This window comes from Croceitalea sp. MTPC5 (assembly GCF_036985505.1).
GTDB lineage: Bacteria > Bacteroidota > Bacteroidia > Flavobacteriales > Flavobacteriaceae > Croceitalea.
In genome coordinates this window covers 29,852-43,823 of the sequence record NZ_BTGQ01000007.1, presented here as the reverse complement: position 1 = coordinate 43,823, position 13,972 = coordinate 29,852, and the positions used below count along the sequence as shown (strand labels likewise).

Genomic DNA, 13,972 nt, shown 5'->3' with positions numbered 1-13,972 from the left:
TAATATGGATTTTATAACGGAAGTGAAATTAAGAACCAACGATCCTCTTGAGGCTGCAAAGATAGTTAGAGAAGCTCTTAAGAAATATAAAGTAATAAAGATCATACCTGAATGGTATTTGGGGGATCTCAGGGCTTTCTATGATTTATTCACGGAAAATGTCGGAGAACCTTTGAGTATCGGTGAAGATTTTACCAAAGGGGGGGTAACCACCGGGGAAAAATGGTTGGAGATAAGATATGATGCGGATGTGCCGGATATGGCTGCATTTAGACACAGTAAAAATGCGCAACCCTTGCATACCGATGGAGCGTATAGTCATGACAATGCTGCGGATATTATGATATTTTACTGTATCAATAAGGCCGTTAAAGGTGGTGCAACGACATTTATAGATGGTCCTGTTCTTATTGAATATATGGAAGAAAATGCCCCTGAGCTATTGGAAAAATTAAAAACTTCCGATAAAATTAAATACAGCAAGGCCGAACAATATAGGTCTGAAAGAATTATCGATATCAAGGAAGATGGACAAATCCAATTCAATTATAATTACTATTGTATTGATCCAAACGAAACCGAAGAACATAAATTACTAAACAAAGAGTTTTTTGATTTTTTACAAGGTTATGTGGCACATTCCCATATGGCTGAAAAAGTGACACTAAATCCAGGTGAAGCCGTACTTTGGTGGGATGACTTAGTACTTCATGGTAGGACTTCCTATGATGTGAAAAAGACCAATGATCGATTTATATGGAAAACGGGCTTTAATTGGAAGGACTAATAAAAGAGCTAAATCTCAGTAGTATTTCTTTGGGTACTATGAGGTTTCATGATAAGTCACTCACTGCGAAACAAGTGACAAAGTTGATTGAAAGTAGTTTCGATATCGGGATAACTACCCATCATTCTTCCTTTGAATACAATTCATACAGCCTATATACAAGTGCACTAAAAACGGTTTCCCGTAAAACCGATATTAAACATATCGTAAAGTTGGCATCTCCCCATTTTGAGGATGATGACGGATTCTCAACTAAAAAATTGATGCAAAGGGTAGAAAATCAATTAAAAGCACTGGATATTGGGCAAATAGATGTATTACAATGGCTTGTGAGATCAAAACCGATTAATGATGAAGATAGGCTAGCTACACTTGAGAACCAAAAACAGGAAATAAAATCTTGCCTATCGAAGCTCAAGAAACAAGGTAAGGTGAAATCCATTTTCAGTTTTCCTTATTCCGTGGTTTTTGCTAAGGAGGTAATGGAATTTGAAGAAGTTGATGGGATTATCTCATATCTAAATAAAGAAGAATTAGAATACGCTACTTTTGCAAATGAGCTTCCTTTTATAGCAATAAGACCTTTTTTTGCGGGAAAATTGATTTCAAAAGATGTTAGTGATAGTACGAAAGAGATTCATCAGTGTCTTGATTTTGTTGATAGTCATGATTCCGTTATCACTAAAATAATCGGAATCAACAGCACGGAGCAACTGCTCCCCTTTAAAACTTATTTTGATACTATGTGATTTCTAAGTAGACCTTGTTTTGCTATAAGAACTTGCTATTAATCAAGTAGGTTGTTAAGAACCTTGAAAATTTCTAAAACAATATTCCTAGCATTCTTTTTCATCTGAAACCGAATTTTAATACAAGAAAATTTTGAATTCTTGTGGACAAGTAGTTATAGCTTTTAGGGACTAAAACCCATATGGTTTCAAAGTAATTTCGATAATTTTTATGATATCGACCAATAGTGTCCTTAACTAAGTCAAGAACATTCCATAGCATAAGCAGTATTTTGTGAAAAACAATGTGCTAAAAACCATAGATTTTCCTGTAGTCCATAAAACGGCTAAACGGGGACGAAGTTCCCAAATCTAACTGTCGTGGGTTCGACATGAACTTTCAATGGTTTATGTTTAATTGTCAGGTCGAGCGCAGTCGAGACCCCCACACCGTTCTTGATTTTAAGGGCCTCTCGACTGAGCTAGAGGTGACAGCTGTTAAATTTATTGGTCTTTATCCTTATTAAAATACAAATCTGAAGTCGAACTCACGTTAACTAGGTATTTCCAAATAATAGAACACCATATTTAAAATCGATTCGAAAATGATGTTTTCAATTTGATTAGGAATAGTCAGATGCCCTAAAAGGTTTCAACCATTCCAAAATCATATTCTCTCCATTGATATCGTTGATTTTCAAAACCTCTTTAAAAGTACTTATTTTAGAATTGATTTCCTCAATAGTTTCGGCCACTACATATATTCTAGAGTAGACCTGTCGTTCAGTTCCCAACCATTCTTTTTGAACGGTGTCCCTTTCTTTAAATCGTTCCAATACAAATATGGTATTTGGATCGTTCTTTACTTCATCCAAGCCCTCAATGGAACCAATCTCGCCGTCCGTTAGTAGCACCCAAATGGTACAAGCTATCTTTCCTTTGAACTTGTAATCATTTTTTCTGGCAAAATCATCTTCTCCCATGACCCCAGTAAAGGCATAATTCACCAACATTTCCCTGTGATCGAATCCATTGATATGGGCGATATGTATGTGCGGCGCTTCCCCTTGCAATCTAAAGCCGGGGTCATAGGCATAGACTACACCATTTTCAACGAAAAATTGAATATTGAGTACTCCATTTTGGATTTCCAACCCTTTAAAGAGTTCACATAACCTTGGATGTACTTGTTCTATAAACAAATCTGAATGTTTGGAAGGATACACTGCTCCAATACAAACAGGACTCGCATCGCCTTGCCTTTTTGTGGTAATTCTATCTGAGATAGCTGAAATGTAGGGAACACCATTTCTAAAAGTATAATAGGCAGCCATATCATCGCAATCCATATACTTTTCTACCAGAACAACCCCTTTTTTTGAAAATTTAAGGGCAGTATTGATTGATTCTTTATAATCTTCATCGTCACGGCAAATTTTCATCCCAACACCCCCACCGCTGTCAACAGGCTTGATCATCAATGGGTAATCTAGATTTTCTGGTTTATCGATACTTGATTTGTCTAGATATATCCCAGGAATATCTTGAATGTCATATTCTTCACAATATTTTTTAAAGCCGTCCTTACTACAAAAGGCCTCAACCGCTTTAGGAGTTGCATAATAAGGTATATTGAGCTTTGCGCATATTTGATAATATGGTTTTACCAGAATATCCGCTACACCCACCAAAATGGCATTTACCTCAAGTTCTTTTGCCAATTGAACTATGCCATCAACATCAAAACCGTCAATATCATACGATTCGGAAGCATTTTTCTTTGCCGGGGCATTGGGATTTGGATCTACCACAATAGTGTATATACCCATGCGAACCGCAATATCCACCAAAACTCCTGTTTCAGGATTTCCTCCTAATATTATAATTTTTTTCATATGCTGTTTGTTTTTGACCTTAATAGACTGGGGTTTGAAGTGAAGGTTTATTGCACTCCATTTAATTTTTCTTGAAATTTAAATTGATCATCAAACTTTAGGGTGGTCAACAATTTTTTGATTTCCTGCTCATTGGTGTTGATCTCTACAATTTTGTTTCTATCAATGCCCATAAGTCCTAACTCCTCTTTAATTGCATCATGGCTTGTAGGGCTTATTGTGGCTATGATCAAATAATCAAAATCAACATTGCTGGCGGCACTGATGGGTTGTACATAATTTTTGCCAATATGCAATGGGTGATGATCAAGATCTATCCATCTGACCACCTCAAAGAAATTGGCTTTGACATTAGTGGATAAGATGTGCTGTCCAAAAGAGCCAGAACTATAGACCACTACTTTGGATTTGGATTCTACTTTCAAAAAGGGATTGAATACCAATTCACCGATCTTGTTAAAAATCAATCCTCCCGACCGAACCAGAATCTGGGAGTACAGATAGTAAGTAATTTGTTTGTCAAGATTTTCTTTGTCAAGCACCTTACTCAGTTTTGATTTCAGGAAATTCATCAATAACCCTAGTCTATAGTACTCAATCTGAGGATTCTCTATGGATTTTACTATGGAATCATGTCGTTGTCTATAGTAGTATGTGGGAATACGGCTTATGGTAACCTTTTTTGAAATGGCGAGATAGGCATACGTTATGGCGGCATCCTCACCCATGATAATTTCGTTGGGTACATCAAAAAGGATGTCTATCAGAAGTGACTTTTTGAACAGTTTGTTCCAAACATAGGTTGATATACCATGCTCACAGAAACGACCACTGAATATGGCATTTGGTAGAATTAAGGACTGTACTTTTCGGTGGTCATAAACACCCGCCGATTTTGGTTTTATCGTTTCTATTTTCCCATCAAACTCCCTAAAATGACCTGTGACCACAAGGTCAGAATTATTGGCCTCAGCAAGCCTGTACAAAGTGTCTAAATAAAATTTATCTACCCAATCATCGCCATCAACATAAGATATATATTTTCCTTTGGCATTTTTCAATCCAGCTTTTCTAGCACTTAAGAGTCCACCATTTTCTTTATGCACAACTTTTACCCTTGCATCCTTTCTTGCATAATCATCGCAAATTTTTGGGCAATTATCCGGACTGCCATCATCCACCAATATCAGCTCAAAGTCAGTAAATGATTGATCAAGAAGACTGTCAATACATTTTGATAAGTATTTTTCAATACGATAAATAGGTACAATAACGCTTATTTCCACTGTATCCGATTGGTTCATTGTTTGTTGAGTTCAATATAAAACAAACCTCCGCCGTAAATATTGTTTTCAGAAGTTGATTTTGCAGTAGTTACATATAAGTTGTTATAATTATCAAAACAACAAGAAGTTACATTTGTGCAGGGTAACTTTTGTTCATCGATTTTTTGCCCATTTGAAGGATCCCATCTAGAAATACATGCGCCTCCCCATTCGGCGACCCAGAGCATTCCTTCCGCATCCATGCACATTCCATCCGGGCTTCCTTCCCCAGTGAATTCGATTACATTGGAATCAAACAAAACATCGCCTGTTTCCATGTCATAAGAATATTTGGCTACCTTTTTGGTAGGGGTATCTATAAAGTAGAGAATGGTGCCATCTTTTGAAAATGCCATACCATTGGAAATGGTAGTATTTTCTATGACTTTTTTGTATTGCCCTTTATAATACGAAAAAACGTTACCTGCATTTTTCCTTACCTCAGGATACCCCATTGTGCCGATAATGAAACGCCCTTTTGAATCTTGTATACCATCATTATAGCGCACGAAATCCCCAATACCGATTTGGAATGCGAATTTCTTTTGAAACGTATTAAAATCTATTTTAAAAAAGCCATCTTTGGAAGAGGCCAATATTTTTTTCTTGTCTAGAATGTACACACAGCTGACCGGAGAATCCAGACATATACTTAAAACCTCCTTGGTCTCAGGATTGTAACAATAAACGAGATTATCCAATATGGAAACAAAATAGAGCAGATTATTTGCTTTATCAAAAACAGGACCTTCAAGTAATTCGGAGTTAAAATGCAATATTAATTTCGGATTCATAGTGCTTTAAATATATTCCCCTCCAGTTACCCTAATTATTGAGCCTGTGGTCATTGCCGACTCATCTGAGATAAAATGCATAACGGCTGGTATAGGGTCCGTAGGCTTGAGCATTCTACCCATTGGGATTATTTTAGATGCTTTCTCCATCAATTTTTCTTCGCTGACACCTTCCTTATTTCGAAGGTTAATTTCACCCTCAGTATTGGTCCAACCCATAACTAAATAATTAGATCTTATTCCATATTTTGCGTAATGATGGGCTATATGTGTCGATAATGTATACAAAGTACTTTTAGTCAGGGCATATGGAGCCCGGTCAATTTCGCCATAATCCATATGTGCAGATCCAAAGAATAGGATAGAACCAGATTGTTGTTCAATCATTGATTTCAATACATGTTTCAGCAAAAAGAACGGCGCTTTCAGATTTATATTGAACACACTATCGTATACTTCTTCTTCAGTTTGAAGTATGGATGCAACAGGGGTGATGCCTGCATATAAAACCAAGGCATCTATTTTTTCAAAACGTTTTATGGTTGCTTTATAGAAGTGTTCTATGCCTTCGATGTTGTTTAGGTCTAGTTTATGAAAATACAGTTGATTTTCTGCGTTGGTAGATGCAATGATTTCTTTGGCAAGATTGGAATTTCGACCACAGAATGCAACATTGTACCCTTTACTTATACAGGATAAAAGTATTTCTTTTCCTACTCCCTTAGAACCTCCTAAAATCATGACCGTTTTCATAGTACTATCAGTTTTTTGAATTTGTATACCGTTTACAACTGCTTAGACATGCTTTTCACATGTAAGGCCGAATTGATATGCTCTATCAAGAAAGTATTGATTATGGTTACATCAAATTTTGTTTCTGCTAAAAGTCTACTTTGTTGACCCATTTCTTGAATCACGTCAGGGTGGTCAAGAAAGTAACGGCATGAATCTATCAATGCATTCAAATCTCTAGGCGGAATCAAAAAACCATTTTTCCCTGTGATGACGGTTTCTTTGCAACCGGGGGTTCTAGTAGTGATAACGGGCAAGCCAACAGATAAGGCTTCTAAGATTGAACGTGGTACACCTTCCCTGTAATAAGTAGGTAATACGAAAACATGCATGTTCTTTAAAAATGTTGGTACGTCATCTTTAAGTCCGTGAAAAATAATCGTACCGTCATCATGTAACCGCTTTAAGACATCAACATTAATTCCAGATGGTGGTTCTGCTTGACCACCTATGATGTGAAATTCTGCTAGGGGATACGTCTTTTTGAGTTCTTCCGCCGTGTCCATAAAAAGCTGAATACCCTTTTCTTTGATTAACCGTGCCACTATAACAAATTTTACATTTTGTGAAGTCACTGTTATTTCACGGAAAGGAAATTTCTTCAAATTAACGCCTGAACCATTAACTATGGTCGCTCTTTGATTTTTAGAAAGAATACCATTTTTTTTAAATAGTATTAAATCATCCTCATTTTGAAAGATGACCAAGCTGTTCTTTCTTAATGAAAATTTATACATTCTTTTCGTTATCTGATGAAGTAGTTTGGCTTTGACCGAGGCTCCACTAAAGGTATATCCCAATCCCGTTATTAAAGAAATCACCGGTGTTTTTGCAAGATTGGCTGCAATAGATCCGTATATTACGGGTTTAATGGTATAGGGAAAAACCATATCAATGTTGTAATGCAATATCAACTTTTTAAGTTCAAGAATCGACTTGAAATCTTTCAATGGATTTAAACCGGCCCTATCCAATTTAAAAGTCAAGGGTTTTGCACCCCATTTTGTCAATTTATCAGCGACCTCTTGAGGCAGTTCAGGTGCCGCTGCATATACGTTGTAACCTTCTTTGAGTAAAGCAACAATAAAGTCGCCCCTAAAGTTCAACAGGGAATTAGCTAGGGATGCTAATAGTAGTATGTTCTTGTTCATTGTACTTTGATTTTATCAAAAGTGGTCAACTCCTTGTAAATTGTTCTTGTTCACAATGTATTATAGAGGTTTATATATTTTACTGCCATTGAATCGATGTCATACTCTTTTGCTCTATTGATGCATTTATGCACGGTCTCTCCATAAAAAATAGGATCTTCAAGTAATGAAATAATCAATTTTGCCAATGCGTGATGATCTTTTGGTTGAAATAGTAATCCTGCATTTTCGACCACTTCGGTAAGACCGGGGACATTTGTGGCTAAGAAAGGGCTACCGGATGCCATACCCTCGATACTCGATAAGGATAAGCCTTCATAATAAGATGATAACACTATAAAGTCTGATGTCTTAAGTAATTTCGGTACATCGGTTCGCAGACCTAAAAATATCACCCTGTCGTCGACTTTCAAATCTTTCGCATGTTTTTCGCAATCTTGTTTCAAATTTCCATCTCCAACAAGAAGTAAAAAAACATATTTGGGCAGCAATTTCATTGCTGAAATAACTGTTTTTTGATCTTTCGGATACCTAAAGGTTGATACTTGTAATATGACTCTGGCTTCTTCTGGTAAGTTGTCGATTTCTGTTTTCGAATATCCTTCTGCATCTAGAATAGTATTAACATCTATACCATTGTAGATTAAATGTATTCTACTTTTGAACTTTTTACCTAAATGTTTTTTTAAGTTTTTATCCACAGCTTTTGAAATAGTGATGATCGCATCAAACCGCTTATATATTTTTCTATCAATATATTTGAGCAGCCAATACCTTCTTCTTGTATTGTTTGAGCTGTGTTCCGTAAAAATCAATTTGTTTTTTTTACCACCAAAGAATTTTGTTAATGCTGACCAGTATAATGCAGGAAATAAATGCACATGTACTATATCATATTTTTCAAAATACTTTTTAAGTCTAAAAATATGAATAGGGTTATAAACGCTGCCTTTCTGAGTAAGGCAAAAAACTTGAATATTTGTAGTTGGATCTAATTTTTCTAATAAAGGTGATTCCCCACCTTTTAAAATCAAAATATCTATTTCGATATTTTTTTTATTTAAGAACAGAGCTAGATCGACTACTAATCGTTCAGCACCACCCATTGAAAGTGAATTTATACAATGTAATACTTTCATAATTTTTTTTGTAGTACTTCCAAAAATAAATTTTGGTAATTTTTCATAATCTGCTGACTATTAAACTTTTTGAACACAGTTGAACTAACCACCTCTGGGTTCAATTTTTTCTTTAAGAGTAAATTGAGCTTATCTACAAATTCGATTTCATTCTCGACAATAAAACCATTTACTCCATTTTCAATTATTTCATTTATTCCTCCAGGAGCGTTAAAAGCTACAGCAGGTGTGCCACATGCACAACTTTCGAGAAGAGCATTAGGAAAACCTTCTACAAAAGAACCTTGTAAAAATACATTTGCCGTCTTAAGGTAATTCGATACATTTTTGGTGAATGGAATATGGTTTATGTTGCTCCTCATTCCTTTTTCATCTGCATAATGTAAAATTTCGCTTGATAAGTCACCATCTCCAATAATGGTATACTGATAAGGTCCATCGTATTTTGACAGGGCATCTAAAATTCTTTTATGTCCTTTTCTTTCTACTAGACTTCCAACTGTAATGAATTTAGGGATTTCGTTGTTTGGGTACCGTGATTTAGAGGAGAATGAACTCGAAATCGGATTATTGATAATTCTTATTTTTTTTATGGGAATATTAAAATTCAATTGCAAATCTTGCGCCATATCTTTAGATTGACATAGGATTATATCTAGAAGTCTGTATGAATATTTTGTTGTATTTATTATGGAATACCATTTTTTTGATGGTTGAATTGTTGAAAAAACGCTTATGACATTGACCTCTCGTCCGATAAAGATAATTTTCTTAAATAAAAGCGATTGCAAAGCCATCAAAGTGTTTACGTGACCAATAGTACTTAATACGATATCAGGATTATGTTTTTTGAGATAGGAAAAAATAGGAATGAAAGAAAATAATACACGATTTTTTTCTAAAAAGACTACGTTGGTACTTTCTGGAGTAAATGAAGAATCCTTATTATGGCCAATAACAAGAAGGGTTATTTCAAACATGTCTCGGTCAAGTTTTTGTGCTACAAAGGAAATAACCCTTTCAGCACCTCCCGCCCGTAATGATGGTAGGACTAAGAGAATTTTATTCTTTTTTCGAATCATGTAATGTATTAGAATTTAGTGGTTGTAAGTTTTGCCATCCTAGTTGAATGTAAGTCTTTCTCTTTTAGTACAGTTTGCACCTTGTATGTTCCATTACCGGCTTCTAACGAAATTAGCATTAGAATCATTAAAAACGCATAGTCCGATTCAAGAATAAAGTTATTATGAAAGCTGGTTTGAATAACGTATGCAATAAGCACAAGTCGAAAAAATGATACTATTTTCTTTTCTTTGACTTTGTTTATGGTTTTTAGCAGCATGGCGACCAAGAAGGCAAATATGAAATAACCAAAAAAGGTGTAATGAAAACCAATATTAATAATACCGTTATGTGGCCAGAGATAAAGTATATCTGAATTTCCAAATACCCTGAACATTTCTTGCCGCGCGGTTTGATAATCGGCTTGTGTAAGACCAAAAGGATTACTGGAAACTGCATACAATGCCGTAATCCATAATAATGGTCTGGAATCGGAATGCCCAGCGGAACTTGCTTTGGCTATTCTACTGGTACTGCCTTTAAGAAGCGCATCACCTGCAGTATAAATCGTTGATATCATTATAATTGCGCCGATTACGATTCCAATCTTGTAGAAAAAGTGTTTTTTAAGTGGAGCAAAAAACAGATATCCGAAAACCAAAAAGACTTCCGCTAGTAAAAGTGAGCGCGTCTGTGAGAGGATAGAGGCAATGAACAATAAGATCAGTAGAAATAAATAGGGCTTTCCCCTATATTTTAAAAAAAGAAATAAATTAAGTGCAAAACTGCTGAATGCGAAATAAGAAAAATTTATGGTATTTGCAAATGGACCTGCCAGTCTAAACGCGTTACCATAACCGCCAGTAATTTTGGCTTCTTCCCTTATCAAATCTTGGGCTATTCGATCTGATTCCGCACTTACATAAAGTAATTTTTTTATCTCTAGCATTTGATCCGCGATTGGAGAAAAAGGATGTTGTAAAAATGCAAATGCGAGAATCAAAAAGTGAATTAGAACGATAATATTCAAGTACTTAACTCCTTTTTTAGCTAGAATTAAAAATAAGAACGAAAAAACAATGAAAGAAAAACTCTTTATTAAGGGAGTATAGACAAATTGAAATTCTATTTCCCCAATAATTGATAGATATAGCTTAAACAAAAGTTGAATAGAGGCCAAAAGAAGTATTATTCTACACCACTTTCTGAGAAATGCGTTTATTTTTAATTCAAAAATGAAATCTTTGAATAAAATAAAGAAAAATATAAATTCCAGTAGCCGATCATAACTGATGCCACCTATCTTAAATCGGATAAAGACACCATCAACCGCCAATAAAATGGCAATAATTATGAATTTCAATTTCATAATGTGATATGATTTAAAATCACTAAAATTAAACGGTTTTCCATCACTTTTCCTTTTATGGTAAAAGTTAAATATATTTTCTTAGTACCAGAACTTTGCCAAGTCTTTTTTAAAGGCTATTTGGTAAGGACTTCAGAAGCTGTCTTATCATCTTTTAATGGTCATCTCAAAATATAATATTTCGGTTGTAGGTGACAGGGAAAATAACGGGGATATAAAAGATTAGGATAGGTTCCAAATAAAACCAAATTGATTTAATCCCAAATAAAATAATAACAGCCTCAACGAACACGTGCGATAGGTATAATTAAAAAAATCTATTTTTTAGTGCATAAAAACCTCACCCGCTTAAAAGTTACTAAAACTGACTTTCACCTTTAACTAGCTTAAACCTTAAGCTTTGGAATAATAATTTTTATACCAATATATGAAATTTGCTATACCTTCCTTTACAGGAGTATTTGGACTGTAACCATAGTCAGTAATCAAATCATTCACATCCGCCCAGGTTCTAATTACGTCACCTGGTTGCATGGGCAACATATTTTTTTTGGCTTCTATCCCCAAGCTGCCTTCAATGGCATCTATAAAATCCATGAGCTTCACGGAATTATTGTTACCGATGTTATAAAGGCGATATTTTGCCTTGTCTTCGTTGGTCTTTTGATCAATAATCCGATACACCCCTTCAACAATATCATCTACATAGGTGAAATCCCGTTCTAGTTCACCATTGTTAAAGACATTGATAGGTTGGTCATTTAAAATGGCTTTGGTAAATAGGAATAGTGCCATATCTGGCCTACCCCATGGGCCATAAACCGTAAAAAAGCGTAATCCGGTTGTGGCAAAACCGTATAGATGACTATAGGTATGGGCCATAAGCTCATTACTTTTTTTACTTGCTGCATATAAGCTAATAGGTTGGTCCACATTGTCTTGAACGGAAAAAGGAACTTTTTCATTTAATCCGTATACACTGGAACTACTGGCGTAAACCAAATGTTTGACCTCATGATGCCGGCAACATTCCAGAATATTCAGGAAACCTACAACATTGCTGTCAACATAGGACTCAGGATTTTCAAGGCTGTAGCGCACTCCTGCCTGTGCGGCAAGGTTGCAAACAACCTCGAATTTTTCTTTTTGAAAAATACGGGGCAGTGCTTCCCTATCTTCAAGGTCCATTCGAACAAATCGCATCTTGTTTCCATAGGTGCCACTGGTGACAGTTCTATGAAACTCCTGGGAATCTTCTTGGGAAATACCCAAATCCTTAAGTCTGTCAAATTTCAGCTTTGGGTCGTAATAATCGTTGATGTTATCCAAGCCAAAAACCTCATGCCCTTCGGCAATAAGCTTTTTGCTCAAATGATATCCTATGAAACCGGCTGCACCCGTTATAAGAACTTTCACGCTTCTCCTATTTTATAAAATTTAAATCCAAATGCGTCCATCTCCTGCTTATCCAAGATTCTTCTTCCATCAAAGAGAAAAGCGGGTTTGAGCATATGCTCATGTATCTTTTTCCAATCGTAGGTTTTGAATTCTTCCCATTCCGTCAATATGGCAATGGCATGGGCGTCTTTGGCAGCTTCCATAGGATTGCTGACTACTTTCAAAAGGCGCCTGTTTTCTTCAGGACTTCTAGTATTAAGATAATCTAGATCGTTATAAATCACTTCAGCGGATACTTTGGGATCATAAACCACAATTTCGGCCTGTTCATCCAATAAGGCGTCTGCCACATAGATTGCGGCCGATTCCCTCGTATCATTGGTATCCTTTTTGAAGGCCCAACCGTAGAAAGCAATTTTTTTACCCGACACCGTATTGTATAGCGTAGCAATGATATTTTCTGCAAAACGTCTTTTTTGGTAATCATTCATGATGATTACTTGCTCCCAATAGTCTGCAACTTCGGGTAAACCAAAGGATTTTGCAATATATACCAAATTCAAAATGTCTTTTTGAAAGCAAGAACCCCCAAAACCTACTGAAGAACTCAAGAATTTAGGCCCGATTCTAGAGTCTTTTCCTATAGCCCTTGAAACCTCGGCCACATTTGCATCCGTTTTTTCACAAAGCGCAGAAATGGAATTTATGGAAGAAACCCGTTGTGCTAAAAAAGCATTCGCAACCAGTTTAGATAGTTCCGAAGACCATACATTGGTTTGTAAAATCCTGTCTTTTTCTAACCAATGTTCATACACCCAACTTAGGGTCGCCTTGGCCTCCAATCCACTAGGGGTGTCATCTCCACCGATAAGTACACGATCTGCTTTTAACAAATCATCGATTGCGGTCCCTTCCGCAAGGAATTCAGGATTGGATAATATTTCAAAATTCACTCCATTTCCAGTGTTATCCAATATACTTTTTACCGCTTCTGCCGTTCTTACAGGCAAAGTAGACTTTTCTACGACGATTTTATCCGTTTTCGCTACTTTCGCAATATTTCTGGCGCAAAGTTCTATATATTTTAAATCGGCCGCTTGTCCTTTGCCTTTTCCGTACGTTTTCGTTGGTGTGTTTACCGAAATAAAGATCATCTCGGCAGCGTCTATAGCTGCATCGACTTCTGTAGAGAAAAATAAATTTGTTCCACGCGTTTTCTCTACGATTTCCTTGAGTCCAGGTTCGTAAACTGGCAATTTGTCTAGGTCTTGTTGGTTCCAAGCATCAATTCTTGATTGGTTGATATCAACTACGGTAACGTCGATTTCGGGACATTGGCTGGCAATGACGGCCATAGTAGGCCCCCCTACATAACCTGCCCCAATACAGCAAATTTTATGGATTTTTTTCATTTGTGGATTTAGGTTTCTTTTTGCAAAGGTTATAATAACTTTAAAAACTACGCATTATTGCCTTGAAAAAAAGCTGTACGACACCTTAACTTCGTTCATTGACACACGGTTTAAATTTGT

The 13,972-nt window shown here is 36.0% G+C and carries 12 protein-coding genes; 2 read left to right on the top strand and 10 right to left on the bottom strand.

What is annotated here, in order from left to right:
• Positions 1–4 precede the first annotated feature (4 nt).
• The gene (locus AACM45_RS18415) at positions 5–787 is read left to right on the top strand and encodes a TauD/TfdA family dioxygenase (protein WP_339144483.1); all 783 of its coding nucleotides are present in this window, start codon (positions 5–7) and stop codon (positions 785–787) included.
• Complete coding sequence (locus tag AACM45_RS18410) at positions 775–1,536, top strand: aldo/keto reductase (protein ID WP_339144481.1); 762 nt, start codon at positions 775–777, stop codon at positions 1,534–1,536. Before AACM45_RS18415 ends, AACM45_RS18410 begins: the two co-directional genes overlap by 13 nt.
• A gap of 602 nt (positions 1,537–2,138) precedes the next feature.
• On the opposite strand, the gene AACM45_RS18405 is transcribed toward AACM45_RS18410, so the two are convergent.
• From AACM45_RS18405 to AACM45_RS18360, 10 genes are all read right to left on the bottom strand, one after another.
• Positions 2,139–3,410 (bottom strand): ATP-grasp domain-containing protein, encoded by a 1,272-nt coding sequence (locus tag AACM45_RS18405; protein WP_339144480.1) that lies wholly within the window; start codon positions 3,408–3,410, stop codon positions 2,139–2,141.
• 47 nt (positions 3,411–3,457) lie between these two features.
• On the bottom strand, positions 3,458–4,714 hold the full coding sequence (locus tag AACM45_RS18400) for a glycosyltransferase family 2 protein (protein ID WP_339144478.1): 1,257 nt from the start codon (positions 4,712–4,714) through the stop codon (positions 3,458–3,460).
• Complete coding sequence (locus AACM45_RS18395; protein WP_339144476.1) at positions 4,711–5,529, bottom strand: SMP-30/gluconolactonase/LRE family protein; 819 nt, start codon at positions 5,527–5,529, stop codon at positions 4,711–4,713. Before AACM45_RS18395 ends, AACM45_RS18400 begins: the two co-directional genes overlap by 4 nt.
• A 6-nt stretch (positions 5,530–5,535) precedes the next feature.
• The gene (locus tag AACM45_RS18390; RefSeq protein ID WP_339144475.1) at positions 5,536–6,282 is read right to left on the bottom strand and encodes an SDR family NAD(P)-dependent oxidoreductase; all 747 of its coding nucleotides are present in this window, start codon (positions 6,280–6,282) and stop codon (positions 5,536–5,538) included.
• Positions 6,283–6,314: 32 nt separating this feature from the next.
• Complete coding sequence (locus AACM45_RS18385) at positions 6,315–7,472, bottom strand: glycosyltransferase family 4 protein (protein WP_339144474.1); 1,158 nt, start codon at positions 7,470–7,472, stop codon at positions 6,315–6,317.
• A 50-nt stretch (positions 7,473–7,522) separates the two neighbouring features.
• Positions 7,523–8,578, bottom strand: coding sequence for a glycosyltransferase (locus tag AACM45_RS18380; protein WP_339144473.1), 1,056 nt, complete (start codon positions 8,576–8,578; stop codon positions 7,523–7,525).
• 29 nt (positions 8,579–8,607) lie between these two features.
• Positions 8,608–9,693 (bottom strand): glycosyltransferase, encoded by a 1,086-nt coding sequence (locus AACM45_RS18375; protein ID WP_339144472.1) that lies wholly within the window; start codon positions 9,691–9,693, stop codon positions 8,608–8,610.
• A gap of 8 nt (positions 9,694–9,701) precedes the next feature.
• Positions 9,702–10,622: an O-antigen ligase family protein gene (locus AACM45_RS18370; RefSeq protein WP_339144471.1), complete on the bottom strand. Its 921-nt coding sequence runs from the start codon at positions 10,620–10,622 to the stop codon at positions 9,702–9,704.
• Positions 10,623–11,435: 813 nt separating this feature from the next.
• A complete protein-coding gene (locus tag AACM45_RS18365) occupies positions 11,436–12,458 on the bottom strand; it encodes an NAD-dependent epimerase (protein ID WP_339144470.1) in 1,023 nt (340 codons plus the stop codon).
• Positions 12,455–13,852, bottom strand: a complete 1,398-nt coding sequence (locus AACM45_RS18360) for a nucleotide sugar dehydrogenase (RefSeq protein ID WP_339144469.1) — start codon at positions 13,850–13,852, stop codon at positions 12,455–12,457. The genes AACM45_RS18365 and AACM45_RS18360 overlap by 4 nt, the downstream gene beginning before the upstream one ends.
• Between the last annotated feature and the right edge of the window lie 120 nt (positions 13,853–13,972).

Bases quoted from the DNA above. Each gene is read 5' to 3' on its own strand.
- AACM45_RS18415 (WP_339144483.1), top strand. From the start codon at position 5: ATGGATTTTATAACGGAAGTGAAATTAAGAACCAACGATCCTCTTGAG.
- AACM45_RS18405 (WP_339144480.1), bottom strand. From the start codon at position 3,410: ATGAAAAAAATTATAATATTAGGAGGAAATCCTGAAACAGGAGTTTTG.
- AACM45_RS18400 (WP_339144478.1), bottom strand. From the start codon at position 4,714: ATGAACCAATCGGATACAGTGGAAATAAGCGTTATTGTACCTATTTAT.
- AACM45_RS18395 (WP_339144476.1), bottom strand. From the start codon at position 5,529: ATGAATCCGAAATTAATATTGCATTTTAACTCCGAATTACTTGAAGGT.
- AACM45_RS18390 (WP_339144475.1), bottom strand. From the start codon at position 6,282: ATGAAAACGGTCATGATTTTAGGAGGTTCTAAGGGAGTAGGAAAAGAA.
- AACM45_RS18385 (WP_339144474.1), bottom strand. From the start codon at position 7,472: ATGAACAAGAACATACTACTATTAGCATCCCTAGCTAATTCCCTGTTG.
- AACM45_RS18380 (WP_339144473.1), bottom strand. From the start codon at position 8,578: ATGGGTGGTGCTGAACGATTAGTAGTCGATCTAGCTCTGTTCTTAAAT.
- AACM45_RS18375 (WP_339144472.1), bottom strand. From the start codon at position 9,693: ATGATTCGAAAAAAGAATAAAATTCTCTTAGTCCTACCATCATTACGG.
- AACM45_RS18370 (WP_339144471.1), bottom strand. From the start codon at position 10,622: ATGCTAGAGATAAAAAAATTACTTTATGTAAGTGCGGAATCAGATCGA.
- AACM45_RS18360 (WP_339144469.1), bottom strand. From the start codon at position 13,852: ATGAAAAAAATCCATAAAATTTGCTGTATTGGGGCAGGTTATGTAGGG.